Source organism: Candidatus Villigracilis sp. (assembly GCF_057083605.1).
This window is the reverse complement of record NZ_JBXMTI010000066.1, coordinates 1-12,885: the sequence shown is the minus strand read 5'-3', so window position 1 is coordinate 12,885 and position 12,885 is coordinate 1. Positions and strand designations below refer to the sequence as shown.

13 protein-coding genes and 2 riboswitches are annotated in these 12,885 nt (G+C 49.4%); of the genes, 9 read left to right on the top strand and 4 right to left on the bottom strand.

Annotated features, from left to right (window positions below; genetic code table 11):
• Nucleotides 1-42 precede the first annotated feature (42 nt).
• Both AC14M5_RS10415 and AC14M5_RS10410 read left to right on the top strand, forming a co-directional pair.
• Nucleotides 43-672: an SGNH/GDSL hydrolase family protein gene (locus AC14M5_RS10415; RefSeq protein WP_484029598.1), complete on the top strand. Its 630-nt coding sequence runs from the start codon at nucleotides 43-45 to the stop codon at nucleotides 670-672.
• A gap of 136 nt (nucleotides 673-808) precedes the next feature.
• Nucleotides 809-1,297 (top strand): twin-arginine translocation signal domain-containing protein, encoded by a 489-nt coding sequence (locus AC14M5_RS10410; RefSeq protein ID WP_484029597.1) that lies wholly within the window; start codon nucleotides 809-811, stop codon nucleotides 1,295-1,297.
• 107 nt (nucleotides 1,298-1,404) lie between these two features.
• Here AC14M5_RS10410 and AC14M5_RS10405 read toward each other — a convergent pair whose 3' ends face one another.
• From AC14M5_RS10405 to AC14M5_RS10395, 3 genes are all read right to left on the bottom strand, one after another.
• Entirely contained in the window at nucleotides 1,405-2,439 is a 1,035-nt protein-coding gene (locus tag AC14M5_RS10405; RefSeq protein ID WP_484029596.1) for a homoserine dehydrogenase, read from the bottom strand.
• Between the two features lie 66 nt (nucleotides 2,440-2,505).
• A complete protein-coding gene (locus AC14M5_RS10400; RefSeq protein ID WP_484029595.1) occupies nucleotides 2,506-3,213 on the bottom strand; it encodes an SCO1664 family protein in 708 nt (235 codons plus the stop codon).
• A 42-nt stretch (nucleotides 3,214-3,255) separates the two neighbouring features.
• Nucleotides 3,256-3,783, bottom strand: a complete 528-nt coding sequence (locus AC14M5_RS10395) for a DUF3090 domain-containing protein (RefSeq protein ID WP_484029594.1) — start codon at nucleotides 3,781-3,783, stop codon at nucleotides 3,256-3,258.
• Nucleotides 3,784-3,928: 145 nt separating this feature from the next.
• On the opposite strand from AC14M5_RS10395, the gene AC14M5_RS10390 reads away from it, so the two are divergent.
• Nucleotides 3,929-5,608 carry an acyl-CoA mutase large subunit family protein gene (locus AC14M5_RS10390; protein WP_484029593.1) on the top strand — a complete coding sequence of 560 codons (1,680 nt, stop codon included), beginning with the start codon at nucleotides 3,929-3,931 and terminating at the stop codon, nucleotides 5,606-5,608.
• Between the two features lie 48 nt (nucleotides 5,609-5,656).
• On the opposite strand, the gene AC14M5_RS10385 is transcribed toward AC14M5_RS10390, so the two are convergent.
• Nucleotides 5,657-7,081 (bottom strand): MFS transporter, encoded by a 1,425-nt coding sequence (locus AC14M5_RS10385; RefSeq protein ID WP_484029592.1) that lies wholly within the window; start codon nucleotides 7,079-7,081, stop codon nucleotides 5,657-5,659.
• A 156-nt stretch (nucleotides 7,082-7,237) separates the two neighbouring features.
• A riboswitch (cyclic di-GMP riboswitch) is annotated at nucleotides 7,238-7,328 on the top strand.
• An 84-nt stretch (nucleotides 7,329-7,412) separates the two neighbouring features.
• Nucleotides 7,413-7,501: riboswitch (cyclic di-GMP riboswitch) on the top strand.
• Between the two features lie 73 nt (nucleotides 7,502-7,574).
• Here AC14M5_RS10385 and AC14M5_RS10380 point away from each other — a divergent pair.
• The 6 genes from AC14M5_RS10380 (at nucleotide 7,575) to AC14M5_RS10355 (ending at nucleotide 12,613) form a co-directional block, all read left to right on the top strand.
• Nucleotides 7,575-8,198, top strand: a complete 624-nt coding sequence (locus tag AC14M5_RS10380) for a sortase, YLP family (protein WP_484029591.1) — start codon at nucleotides 7,575-7,577, stop codon at nucleotides 8,196-8,198.
• 204 nt (nucleotides 8,199-8,402) lie between these two features.
• Nucleotides 8,403-9,623: a ribonuclease H-like domain-containing protein gene (locus AC14M5_RS10375; protein ID WP_484029590.1), complete on the top strand. Its 1,221-nt coding sequence runs from the start codon at nucleotides 8,403-8,405 to the stop codon at nucleotides 9,621-9,623.
• A gap of 33 nt (nucleotides 9,624-9,656) precedes the next feature.
• Nucleotides 9,657-10,061: an STAS domain-containing protein gene (locus tag AC14M5_RS10370; RefSeq protein WP_484029589.1), complete on the top strand. Its 405-nt coding sequence runs from the start codon at nucleotides 9,657-9,659 to the stop codon at nucleotides 10,059-10,061.
• Nucleotides 10,062-10,130: 69 nt separating this feature from the next.
• Nucleotides 10,131-11,408 carry a ferredoxin reductase family protein gene (locus tag AC14M5_RS10365; protein WP_484029588.1) on the top strand — a complete coding sequence of 426 codons (1,278 nt, stop codon included), beginning with the start codon at nucleotides 10,131-10,133 and terminating at the stop codon, nucleotides 11,406-11,408.
• 30 nt (nucleotides 11,409-11,438) lie between these two features.
• A complete protein-coding gene (locus AC14M5_RS10360) occupies nucleotides 11,439-11,849 on the top strand; it encodes an STAS domain-containing protein (protein ID WP_484029587.1) in 411 nt (136 codons plus the stop codon).
• Between the two features lie 293 nt (nucleotides 11,850-12,142).
• Nucleotides 12,143-12,613 (top strand): rhodanese-like domain-containing protein, encoded by a 471-nt coding sequence (locus AC14M5_RS10355; RefSeq protein WP_484029586.1) that lies wholly within the window; start codon nucleotides 12,143-12,145, stop codon nucleotides 12,611-12,613.
• Nucleotides 12,614-12,885: the final 272 nt, after the last annotated feature.

Sequence of the window (12,885 nt, the reverse complement as noted above, 5' to 3'; positions counted from 1 at the left end):
TAGGGGCGGGGTGACCCCGCCCCTACTTGATTAGGAAATTTTATGCATCCCTGGAAACATTACGTAGCAATTGGAGATAGCTTCACCGAAGGTGTTGGTGACCCTGTGGATGGATTCCAATCCATTGGCTGCATGGAGCGGCTTGCCAATGTTTTAAAAAAATCTAATCCTGATCTTCTTTTCACCAACCTCGCCAAGCGCGGACTGATGATTTCGGAAATTCGCAAGGGACAGTTAATGCCCGCCTTAAAGCTCAAGCCCGATCTCGTCAGCATCGTTGCGGGCGCAAACGATATTATGAAAGGCAGGTTCGAGGCGCAGAATTTCGAGAACGAATTACGCGGGCTGTATGAATCAACGGTGAAGACTGGCGCGCTGGTTACCTCGGGAAATATTCCATTTTTTCCTTATATCAAAACCCCGGATGCGCCCATTCAAACGCGGTTGAATCGCCAAATCGAGAAAGCCAATTCCATCATCAGCGATCTCGCCGATGAATATAAGATCATCCTGGTGGACGCCAATGCTCACGGCGATGATTTCGATGAAAACGATTGGAGCGCAGACAAAGTCCACTTGAACGCACGGGGATATTTCAAATTTACAGATGTGATCATTCAAGTTTTGGAGAAGCATACCGGGTTTGAAATTGGAAAAGCGGAAATGCCTTAAACCCTTAAACAATGTAACGGCGGCTTCGCCTCGTGAGGCAGGCCGCTTTACTTTTTACTGGTAAAATATTGCAGTTCCACCGAGAGTAAGAAAAAATGTAATAGTTTTTATGCAAATATTGATTAAAGAGGACCTCATGACCAATTCATCTCCGAAAAGACTTTCCCGCCGTGATGCATTGAAAATTCTAGGCGCTGCAGCAGGCGCAGCAGCGCTGGCAAACCTTCCCGCCAAATGGAGTAAACCAGAGCTTGTCAGCGGAGTGCTCCCTGCCCATGCCCAAACTTCTCCCTCATCATTGAGTTATTTTATTGAATGTTCCGGCGATCCTACTTCGGGTCAGACAGGAATTGTGGAAAACCTTCAAGCTGTTGTTACGGCAAACCAGGCGGTTTCTTTGGAAAATATTGCAGTGCGGATCACAATTGAATTAACCAACCCAGCCGGCCCTTCGACGATTCATGATACCCAGGTTACGGATGCTACGGGTCTTGCCACCTTTATGGATTTGTTTTGTCCATTCAACGATACGCAGGATTTCAACCTGATATTTAGCTTTGTTGACCAAGCCACCTATGGAACTAATACCTGCACCCTGGGAGAATACACCTTCGATGGATGTTGATTTGATGGTGAAAACAGGAAAGTTGTAAGATAGTTGCATCTCAACAATAAAATATCGTACATTCAAAAAGACCTCCAGATTCTTTGAACCTGGAGGTCAGCTTTTTCCTACCTCGCCATATTCACAAAATCTGCAAACAAACCATATGCGGTTTCTATTGGGCCACCTGCCATCCCTTCGCGTTCAGTGACAATAACCGAATAATCAGGCAAAACGTCTGTTCGGAAGGTTAAGCCAGTGGAGGAACCCATCATTCCATACAATGGCGAACTTGTTTCAACCAGTTCGGGGGCCACGCGTGCTTTAATGCTCTTGCCTGCGCGTTCAGCAGAGGCAACCAATTTATAACGTTTGCCTTCCGCTTTTGCCTTTGCGATCATTTCAGAAGTTATTCCGCGGATGCCTGTGCGCTCCACTTGTTGAGGCTTGAGCGGGGTATCCATTAATACAGTGGCGAGCGCTGCCACTTTGATGGACGCATCCCAGCCATCCACATCACCAGAGGGATCTGTCTCAGCAACTCCCACACTCTGACAGTATTTCACGGCTTCGTCGAATGATTCACCTTCTTCCATGCGCGAGAGGATGATATTGGTGGTGGCGTTGATAATGCCTTTGAACGACATCAAGTCTGCGGCGGGCATGGCCTCTCGAAAAGTGGAGAAAACGGGAGTGCCGCCCAATACCGTTGATTCAAACATGAACTTCCTGTTTTTCGATCTGGCAAGCGCCATCAACTCTTGATAAGCATGAACTACAGTTCCCTTATTAGCGGTGCTGACGTGCATGCCCGCGTTCAACGCTGCGCGGACGTGGTCAATAGCGGGTTGACCTGTTTCATATTCAACTGGCGAGTTCTCGAACATGATGTCGGCCCGGGAGTTTTGAATTACGGCAAGGGAATCTTTCACATCGAAAGAAGAAAGAGGAAAGATATCTTTTCCGCTTTCAACAAGTTTCAGCGCTTTTTGAATATCAATTCCCTTTGGATCCACAGCAAATCCGTGTTTACCAGTGGAGATGCCTGTGAACGAAAAGGTGATGTCATATTTGGATTTGAGCACATCCTGCTTGCGGACTAAGAGTCTCGCCAGCGAGCGTGCCACATTTCCGAAACCGATGAGTGCGAGTTTGTAGTGCATGATTCCTCCGTTGGAACGTTATAACGTTTACGCTCATTCGGGGGCTTAGCCCCCGAATGAGCGTGTTTATACTGGTGGATATGGATACGCTCTTCGTCCTTGATGCGGGTAGGGAAATCTTTTTGTATGGCATAACATCTCTGCTCGCATCAACAATGCGGAAATCTCGTTTGGACTGAGGAACTGCTCAAAGATGCTGGACCAATTGTCAGTTTGGGAAAGAGGCGCAAGCAATTCATCTGGAACTTGCTGACCTGCGAAGTCCCAGATCACGGTGCGGAGTTTGTCGTCCTCATGGAAACAAATCCCGTGATCGATGGCATAAAGATTGCGAGTCACATCCTCAAAGAAAACATGGCTGCCTTTGCGGTCGGCGTTGTTGGCGAGCAGGTCGAATAAAACAACAGGGCGGAGTTTTTCCTTATCTTCAGCGGTAAAGTTGAAGTAGTGATATTCAACATCGTAATTAATGTACTGCTGCAATGAGCCGGGGCCGTGCGGGCCGTCTTCGCGGTAGATGGTGAATGGGACGTTGTGAAAACCAAGCGCTTCGCTTAAGTGATAGGCGGCGACTTCACGAAGGGCAAGCGTGTTATCGGGAAAATCCCAAAGCGGTTGTTCGCCTTTGCTCGGCTTATATACGGCGTGAAAAATTTCACCCTCGTGATGCACATCCACAAAGAAGGTGTAATTACTACCAAGCATGAACTGACCCTTGAGTTCGTATTCGCCGTGCGTGAGGGCGGACTTTATTTCGTTTGTTGATTCGGTCATGTGGGAAACGTTGTAACGTTCAAACGTTTGCACGTTGAAACGTTAGTGCATGTGCCCGTTCTTCTTTGGGCAGAAGTGTCCTTCGGGCTCCATTGGCTGGCCGCATTGTGGACAGAGCGGGCGACCACGCGAGGCAACATCCTGTCCCCAACGAGCTAACATGCGTAGTTGTGTGCGTGTGGCCCAAAAGCGGACTTGCGCCGCAGAGTCGGGTTCGGCATCTTCGCCGAGCAATTCCTTGGTGAAGATCACAACGCGATCACGGTCTTTATCATAGCCGAGTCCAATTTCACCGGCGCGGAAGAGCGGGTCAACGGGTGGGTTGATGCGCATGACCTGTTCCACATAATCACCGGAGGCTTCTTCAAGGTCTGGATATTGCTGACCTATCTGGCCCAGGAATTGTTCAATACCAATGGCCAGCGACAATAACTGCGCCTTTTCAATAATGATCGTAATAGTTCGAGTGTCTTGATAGGCTTGCAAATAAAAGACACGCTGGCCGGGTTTACCGATTGCATCTGCTGTGATATGGTCACAGGGGTCTACGTCAATTTCAAAGCGTGGCATAATTTACCTTTATAAAATCGAGTATACCAGAACGACCCCCACCCTGCCCTCCCCCAAATGCGACGAACTTCAGTCGCATTTGGGGGAGGTGCCGCTTCAGCGGCGGAGGGGGTTATAATCCCAACAACTACCCAAAGGAGTTGACATGTACGATAAAAATAAACTCGACGAGTTAAAAGCTTCCCTGAAAAAGTGGGAAGAGACTTCACTAAAGAAAGCTTTATCACAATTACCTGAACGCGCCGACGAATTTATTACCACCTCCTCCGAACCGATCAACCGACTCTACACTCCGCTCGATCTGGCGGATATGGATTACGCCTCTTCACTTGGACTTCCAGGTGAGTACCCCTACACAAGAGGAGTCCACCCGACGCTTCACCGCAGCAAATTGTGGACGATGCGCATGTTCGCCGGCTTCGGCACTGCGGAGGAAACCAATGCACGCTTCAAATACCTGCTGGAACAGGGTCAGACAGGCCTGAGCATTGCCTTCGACCTGGCCACGTTAATGGGCTATGACACCGATCAACCCGAAGCGCTGGGTGAATTCGGCAAATGCGGTGTGGCGATCTCTTCCTTGAAAGATATGGAAATTCTACTGGATGGGATTCCACTCGATAAAGTTTCCTCCAGCATGACCATCAACTCGCCTGCCGCGATCATCTGGGCCATGTATCTGGCCGCCGCAGAAAAGCAGGGACTGCGTCTCGATCAACTGCGTGGCACAACCCAGAACGATATTCTGAAGGAATTCATCGCGCAAAAGGAATTCATCTTCCCGCCCGAACCGTCCATGCGACTCGTTGTCGACACGATGGAATTCGGCGCGCAGAAAGTGCCGCAGTGGAATACGATCTCGATCAGCGGATATCACATCCGCGAGGCGGGGTCAACGGCCGCGCAGGAATTAGCGTTCACACTGGCGGATGGGCTTGAATACGTCCGCTGGGGAATTGCGCGCGGCATGGATGTGGATGATTTCGCTCCGCGTTTATCCTTCTTCTTCAACGCTCATAATGATTTCTTCGAAGAGATAGCCAAATATCGCGCGGCCCGCCGCATTTGGGCGCATGAAATGCGTGAGACATTCAAGGCAAAGAATCCGCGTTCGTGGCTGCTGCGTTTCCATACACAAACGGCTGGCGTTTCATTAACTGCACAACAGCCTGAGAATAACGTAGTGCGCGTTGCAATTCAGGCGCTCGCTGCCGTTTTAGGTGGCACTCAAAGTTTGCATACCAATTCAATGGACGAAGCTTTGGCATTGCCATCGGAACATTCCGTAACAATTGCCCTGCGCACGCAGCAGATTATCGCTGAAGAATCTGGTGTGGCGAATACGGTCGATCCGCTGGGTGGAAGCTTCTTCGTGGAGGAACAGACCAACCGCATCGAGCAACAGGCCTATGATTACTTCGCCCGCATTCAGGAATTAGGCGGCGTGATTCCCGCCATTGAAAAGGGATTCTTCCAGGGTGAAATTTCAGACGCGGCGTATCGCTATCAGCGTGAGATTGACAAGGGCATCCGCAAGATCGTGGGTGTGAACGCCTACGCAGAAAAGAAACCGCTTTCCATTCCGATCCTGAGGATGGACCCGGATGGCTACAGTCGGCAGGTGGCGCGCTTGAGTGAACTCCGCAAGACGCGAGATAGCGGACGAGTTGGTCAAACTCTGGATAAATTACGAATTGCCTGCGAAGGCACAGAGAACACCATGCCGTATATCATGGAATGCGTCCATGCGTATTGCACATTGGGCGAGATCATTGGGGTGATGACGAAGGTGTTTGGGAAGTACGAAGAGCCGACGATGATATAAAGCCTCAGGCTGTAGAGTCAACTGTCAGTTAAGAAAGAGCGGAGAATTTTATTCCGCTCTTTCTTTTGCTTCTTCGCGTTTTGTTTTCAGCAATTTTTGAATCCGCGTATATTTTTCGCGTGAGAGCGGATACGACCAGGCGAGAATGACTGTACCCATAACAATCGCCACACTGATGAAGGAAACCATCAAGCGAATTGAAAGAAGCGCCGAATTGGGCTGAGAGAACTGAGTCACATCTGCGGGTGGAGATTGATAGCCAGACCAGCCCAGAACCTGCAAAGTAATAAAGATAACCCCCGCGCCCGTCAACTTGCGGATCAGGGTGCGGATGCCGTAATAGATGCCCTCCTGCCTACGGCCTGTGCGGAGTTCATCCCATTCGATCACATCGGGCAAAATGGAATCAGGCAAAATGTACGCAGCAGAAACGCCAATGCCTGCCAACCCAGCGATGATCAGCAAATAGGTGACCTCGCCCGGTTGAATGGTGAAGATCATGGCCTGCACGATGATCCATATAGACATGCCAACGATATAAGCCTGTATCTTGTTGTATTTCCTTGCGAACCATAACCAGAAAGGCACGAATAAAATACAGACCAGCATTAGCACCCCAAAGAAGGCAGACTCAAGCGCGAGGTCAAACCCAAAGATGGTGATCTTTGCCAGCAAATCTCCCTGGGCTATCCAATATAATAAAAAGAATGGGAAGCTGATGACTACCATATCCACTGCGGACCAGTTAAACATGTAAATGCCGGCCGCATAGCGGAAGGGCACATTCTGCCAGGCCAGGCGCAAGGTTTCTCTGAAAGGAATTGATTCCTGTTCCACGGATGCAAAACGTTCCTTCACGAACCAGCCAATGAAGAAAAGTGGAAGCGAGCCTACCGCGCCGAAAACGGCACCTGCTAGCAAAAATCCCTGTTGTTGCGAGCCGCCACCAATGATGACCGCATCCACGATCATGGGCGCGGTCATTACAACGGTGAGAGCGGCCAATAATTGAAAGACCGTGCGAAAGCTTGAAAGCGAAGTGCGCTCGTCATAGTCCTGAGTCAGCTCGGGGGTTAAGGAAAGATACGGTACAGCCACGAGGGTGGTCAATGTATCCGAGATCATAAAGGCCAGAGTCACATAAATGAGCAGGCCGATCTGGCTGTCCCAATTGGGCGCAGACCAAAGCATCACGAAGCTCAGGCCGAATGGAAAGGCAAACCACAAGAGGAACGGGCGGCGGCGTCCGAGTTTTGATTTCATGCGATCACTCAAAGTGCCAATGATGGGGTCATTGACAGCGTCCCACACGATTCCCACGAGTGCGCCAAGGGAGGCAAGCCGTGGTTCGATGCCGACCACGTCCGTGAGGTACAAGGCATAAAAGATCGAACGCATCATGCCAATGCTGGCAATCCCCCAGTCACCAGAACCGTATAAAAGTTTTAACCAAATAGGAAGTTTATGTTTCATACCAACCAATAATTCTAATTAATGAATTCGCGCAAGTGTAGCATGGAATGTCAAACAAGAAAGCTAACTGTAAGGTTTACAGTTTTATATGGTGTTAGTAGGGAAAATACCCATGACGATCCTGCCAACCTTCCCTTATATTTGAAGCAAGAAAGCAATCGAAAATGGCAAACCTGTTGAAAAGCAGAGACGCAAAGCCACGGGTCTAAAGTTGTGGAAACACGATCATGATCGCCAGGCCGCCGAAAATCACATAGTGTATTGTGTTTTCATCCGCGGACCTGGCTGACAAGCAGGTCCGTTTTGTTTTCTGAACATTAAAAGTGGATCGTATCGATAACGGCAAACCCGTCGAAAGGCGGGGACGCAAAGCTATGGGTCTAAAGCCAAACCAACGGCCATGACCGCCAAGCCACCGAAAACGAGCCTCCACAACCTTCAGCACAACATAAATTGTGCGAAAGGTCTGGATGCTCTGATGAAGGAGTTTCTCATGGCATCCAGAAATCAGCACGCACAATTAAAGAACCGAAAAGTTTCCCTTGCATTTTTACTAATCCTGCTCTGCGCACTTGCGCTCCCCACACAGGTATATGCAAAGGAAAATACAACCACCCTTCCAGTACTGTCGGACTTCATTGAATCCGTCAAAGATGGGAGCATCAATACGCTGCGCGGCATTTATGTTGAGAACGTTATGGCGTACACTGTTCTTCAACAGCCAAGTGGGAAACCAGGGTATGTATCCACTCTCAGTTATGTAACAACCCAATTCAAAATGGCCACCAGTTACGGCAACATCGGCCTGCTGGCACACAACTACCTGGCAGGCGCAACTTTCTCACAATTGAAAGCGGGCAACACCATCACCCTTATTTACGGTGACGGGCATACTCAAAGTTTCCTGGTGGAAAGCATTTTGCAATATCAGGCCCTCACCCCGCTCAGCCCCTACAGCAGTTTCGTGGATCTTTCAACACAGACCACCTTTACCGCTGAAGAAGTATTCAACAAAGTTTATCGCGGCGACTATCACCTCACCCTGCAAACCTGCATCGCAAAAGATGGCAACCTCAGTTGGGGCAGATTATTCGTCATCGCAAAACCGATCAAGTAATATAAGCACTTTAGATGCTCAAGCCGCTGTCCTTTGCGAAGCATCCTGTGGACGGCGGCGTTTCCCTGGCGCCACCCACCAGGGCAGGCGTGTGAGTACATCTTGCGCCGTCCTCGGCGCAAGGAGCGTTTGCCTTACATGTTTTATATACACACGCCAATAGGCTTTAAAACATGGAGCGATATTTGGGGATAAAATAGACGCATGTCATCGCTTGCAGATAAACTGAAATCCCTGGGTGTGAAGACGGGCAGTTCGCTTCCCCCTCCGCCCCAGGTTGAGAGCCACACAATTGACTCTGTTGTGACTGGCAGCTATTTCCCTACCCCTCGCGGCGAAGCCTTCGTCACCGAGCAGGTCTTTGACATAGATTACCTGCACGGGAAAACATCCCCCTACTCATCATTCCCTCTTTCCTTAATTTCACAATGGGCAAACGACACGCGCATGGCGGAATTGCCCATCAGCAAATTCGCATTTCTGGATACCGAAACATCGGGCATGTCCGGCGGCACCGGCACGTACGCCTTCCTCGTAGGCGCCGCGCGCTTTGTGGATGACAAATTCGTACTACAACAATTCTTCCTGCGTGACCCATCTGAAGAACCCGCTATGCTCGAAGCGCTGATCAACTTCCTCGCACCCTGTGAGGGATTGGTGACTTTCAACGGAAAGTCATTCGATGCACCACTGCTCGTTACTCGTTATTCGTTACACAGAATCCCTGTCCCTTTCAAAGGCTATGCCCATCTTGACCTGCTTCCACTTGCAAGGCGCTTGTGGCGAGATAGGCTTCCCTCGCGTGCCTTGAAATATCTCGAAGAACATGTGTTGGGTTTCACCCGTGCATCGGAGGAAGTACCGGGTTATGAAATCCCCTGGCTTTATTTTGATTACCTGCGCACTGGGGATGCCCGTCCTTTAGGTGGCGTGTTCTATCACAATGCCATGGATGTAGTGGCGATGGCGGCTTTGCTGGGTCACGTCAGCGAGTTGTTGGCCGACCCATACAATGGCCGCGTGGAGCACGGACTCGATTTCATTGCGCTCGGCAAATTATATGAGGACCTTGGCCATTGGGATGAAGCCGCCCGTCTGTTCGAGCGTGGACTCGAGCTTGGGTTGGAGGAAGCAGATTTCGGCGTGGCAGTGAAGCGTTTATCCACTTTGCAAAAGAAGCGTGGGGATATAGACCAAGCCCTGCGTTTGTGGGAAGAGGCCGCGCACAAAGGTCACATCTATGCTCATATTGAACTGGCGAAATATTACGAACATACATTGCGCGATGTAAAGAAATCCATCAAATGGGCGAAATCAGCCCGCAAGGAAGTTGAAAAGGCAGACCTGCCCGTATGCATCCGTAAACATTGGTTGAACGAAATTGACCACCGCCTGGCGCGGTTGGAGCGTAAAGCGGGTTTATAATTGGGTATCACTCTATAGGAGGAGGAGCCTACGATGCAAATTACTGTTTCAAAAGAAAAGGGGAACATCACCATTCTGAAGCTTGCAGGCCAATTGGATGGGCAGACCTATCAGGATCTGATCATGAAAGCCCAGGAGGTCTTTAACGCGGGTTCAAAGCATATCATCCTGGATATGAGCGAGTTGACTTATATCTCAAGTGCTGGGTTGGTTTCGCTTCACACGATTGCACTTCTATTGCGCGGTGAAGCATTGCCCGACCCCGAGCACGGGTGGACCGCACTAAAATCCATGGATAAGGCACGCGACGAGGGTGTGCAAAAGAACGTCAAACTTCTTAACCCGCGCCCGGAGATCGTAAGCGTGTTGGACATGGTTGGTTTCTCCGCGTTCTTTGAAGTTTTTACCGATAAACAAAAAGCGCTCGAATCTTTTTAGAAGAAAGTTCTTCAACAGCGATGCAGTTAACTGCATCGCTGTTGATTCATATATATCGAGGTTGCAAAAATGAAACGAAATTTGGGAAACCTGGTCATTATTCTTCTGGTGGTCTTAACCGTTGTAGTCTGGTTCGTCTTTCCACCTGAGCGCGAGGGCGTGGAAAATTATGAGCGCTATCACTTTGGCATGACGCTCGGCTCGATGGTGATCGTGTTAATGTCTTTTTCCTTATTCCTCTCCACGCGGCCAAAATGGGCGGAACCTTACTTCGGCGGCCTGGATAAGATGTATATGACGCATCGCCATACCTCCACCAGCGCCTTCCTTCTGATGTTTGTGCACTTGCTGACCGTCCCCATATCCATTATGAATTTACACCTCGGCAATTACCTGGCTATGATCGCATTTTTAGGGATCATAGCCATTGTGTTGCCCACGCTTGCGCCGCGCATCCCGTTTTTGAACAAGCTCGCGGGGAATGACTATAACGAGTGGAAAAAATTACATCGCTACATTGGCCTGTTTTTCATACTCGGTTACCTGCACTCCGTCACGGTCAATGCGCCCACCACCAAGATCGCCATCAACTGGAATCAGATATTCGTCTTCCTGGGCATCGGTTCCTATCTGTATACGGAAATATTTGGCAGGTTCTTTAAAAAGTATGTGCCATACACCGTGGAGGCAGTGAACCACCCAAACAACTCCACCACAGAAGTGGTTTTGCGTGCAGATGGCGAGCCTATTAAACACGCACATGCGGGTCAATTCCTGTTCGTCAGGTTCCTGGATGAAAAGAAACTGAATGAATCGCATCCTTTCACCATTTCCAGCGCACCGCATGAAGATGTTCTACGTTTGACGATCAAAGCCAGCGGAGATTTCACCCGTCATTTGTTCGCGAATTTAAAAGCAGGCACTTCTGCCATTATAGAGGGAGCCTATGGTCTGTTCAATTACAAGACGGGCGGCTCAAAACAGATTTGGGTGGCGGGCGGCATCGGTGTGACACCCTTCCTCTCGTTCATACGGGACCTGAAAACTGATCTCGGTCACGATGTAGATTTTTACTACACTGTTCGCCATCCCGAGGAAGCGGTCTTTGCGGATGAAATTAAAGAAGCCGCAAAACTGAACCCGCGCTTGAATGCACGCGTCCGTTTTTCATCCACCGATGGCTCATTGACCGTGGATGACATCGTCAAGAATGCAGGCGGCGATATCCGCGGACATCATGTTTACATGTGCGGCCCGCTCCCAATGGTACAGGCCTTTGAAAAGAAATTTTTGGAAATGGGCGTTCCCACTGAGAACATCCACTTTGAGGAATTCAATTTCAGGTAATCTCACCTTGATACGATAAAGGAGAACCTCATGCAAATTTCTTTTTCTAAACAGGAAGGCAATGTCCCGGTGACAGTGATACATTTGATGGGCGATATCGATGCATCCACCTATACCGATGTGATCAACAAGGCACAGGAAGCCTACGATGAGGGTGCGCGCAACCTGCTGATCGACTTAAGTAAAGTGCCTTATGTGAGCAGCGCTGGTTTGATGTCGCTTCATGCAGTGGTGAAGATCTTTGCGGGGCAATCGGTACAATCAAAGGATGGCAGCAGGCCATCCTTTCGCGCGATCAACCAGGAGCAGGATAGCCCCGTGCGTGAACATGTAAAACTGCTCAGCCCACAATCTTCGGTTGAACAGGTACTGGATGTGGTTGGATTGAAGGAGTTCTTCGATATCCACACAGACCTTGATACTGCGGTTAAATCTTTTTAGATTATTTAACCTAAGTTGCTACCCTCCTAAACTGTGTCACCCTGAGCGACAGCGACACATGCACCGCGTTGCGGATGAGTGTGGTGAGGTCTCGCCCACGACAACCGAGACCCTTCAGTCGCGAAAAGCGCTCCTTCACATCGTCCCGATGTCCTTCGGGAGGGAGACATGCCATAACAAGGTGACAACTTGGTTTATTTACGACCATTCACATCTTATTATGACGATCAATGTAAGAGCTTTTTTGAAGCCTGCATCTAGAAGACGAAAATCAAAATACATGTGAGGGCAGAATGTCTCGAAGAAGAAATTACAGAAGAAATAATCTCAACACCCGCAGCGGACTTTCATCCTTCCTGCGCCGCCCTGCGTTGCAATTGGCGATGGTGCTGTTTATTGCTTTTGTGGTCTATTTGATCGCATCAGCAAGTGGAGGAAGCACAACAACCCTCGCAAGCGAAGTCAGCGTGGACGAAGCCTATCAAATGTATCAAAGCGGCGTTTACGTTTTGGACGTCCGCACGCAGGAGGAATGGGACGAATACCACGCGCCGAACACAACGCTGATTCCGCTAGATCAACTGCAGGCACGTATCAACGAAGTTCCAAAGGATCGGGAAATCCTGGTAGTATGTCGTTCTGGCAACCGCAGCCAACAGGGACGTGATATCCTGCTCGCAGCGGGCTATAACGCAACCAGTATGACAGGCGGGTTAAGCGAGTGGTACGCCAAAGGCTATCCCATTGAAGGTGCGCCGCAATGAAAACGTAGTAACGACTTCAGTCGTTTACTGCAAGAACGACTGAAGTCGTTACTACGCTATACACGTGAAATAAAAAGACTCTAGAGCTTTGGCCCTAGAGTCTTTTTTCACTCAGAGACTGTCTGAAGTCTTAACTTTAGATATGGATTTGTGGGGACACAGCGAAACGATTTACGGCCAAAATCTTGAATTGACTCGCTGTGTCCCTACTTTTCAGACAATTTCTTAGGATTGCAATTCTGAAATCTTCCTACAGCATTTGACAGACTCTC

Excerpts from the sequence above, each read along its gene's own strand:
- AC14M5_RS10390 (WP_484029593.1), top strand. The coding sequence starts at position 3,929 with ATGTACGATAAAAATAAACTCGACGAGTTAAAAGCTTCCCTGAAAAAG.
- AC14M5_RS10400 (WP_484029595.1), bottom strand. The coding sequence starts at position 3,213 with ATGACCGAATCAACAAACGAAATAAAGTCCGCCCTCACGCACGGCGAA.
- AC14M5_RS10360 (WP_484029587.1), top strand. The coding sequence starts at position 11,439 with ATGCAAATTTCTTTTTCTAAACAGGAAGGCAATGTCCCGGTGACAGTG.
- AC14M5_RS10370 (WP_484029589.1), top strand. The coding sequence starts at position 9,657 with ATGCAAATTACTGTTTCAAAAGAAAAGGGGAACATCACCATTCTGAAG.
- AC14M5_RS10365 (WP_484029588.1), top strand. The coding sequence starts at position 10,131 with ATGAAACGAAATTTGGGAAACCTGGTCATTATTCTTCTGGTGGTCTTA.
- AC14M5_RS10405 (WP_484029596.1), bottom strand. The coding sequence starts at position 2,439 with ATGCACTACAAACTCGCACTCATCGGTTTCGGAAATGTGGCACGCTCG.
- AC14M5_RS10380 (WP_484029591.1), top strand. The coding sequence starts at position 7,575 with ATGGCATCCAGAAATCAGCACGCACAATTAAAGAACCGAAAAGTTTCC.
- AC14M5_RS10385 (WP_484029592.1), bottom strand. The coding sequence starts at position 7,081 with ATGAAACATAAACTTCCTATTTGGTTAAAACTTTTATACGGTTCTGGT.
- AC14M5_RS10375 (WP_484029590.1), top strand. The coding sequence starts at position 8,403 with ATGTCATCGCTTGCAGATAAACTGAAATCCCTGGGTGTGAAGACGGGC.
- AC14M5_RS10415 (WP_484029598.1), top strand. The coding sequence starts at position 43 with ATGCATCCCTGGAAACATTACGTAGCAATTGGAGATAGCTTCACCGAA.
- AC14M5_RS10355 (WP_484029586.1), top strand. The coding sequence starts at position 12,143 with ATGTCTCGAAGAAGAAATTACAGAAGAAATAATCTCAACACCCGCAGC.
- AC14M5_RS10410 (WP_484029597.1), top strand. The coding sequence starts at position 809 with ATGACCAATTCATCTCCGAAAAGACTTTCCCGCCGTGATGCATTGAAA.
- AC14M5_RS10395 (WP_484029594.1), bottom strand. The coding sequence starts at position 3,783 with ATGCCACGCTTTGAAATTGACGTAGACCCCTGTGACCATATCACAGCA.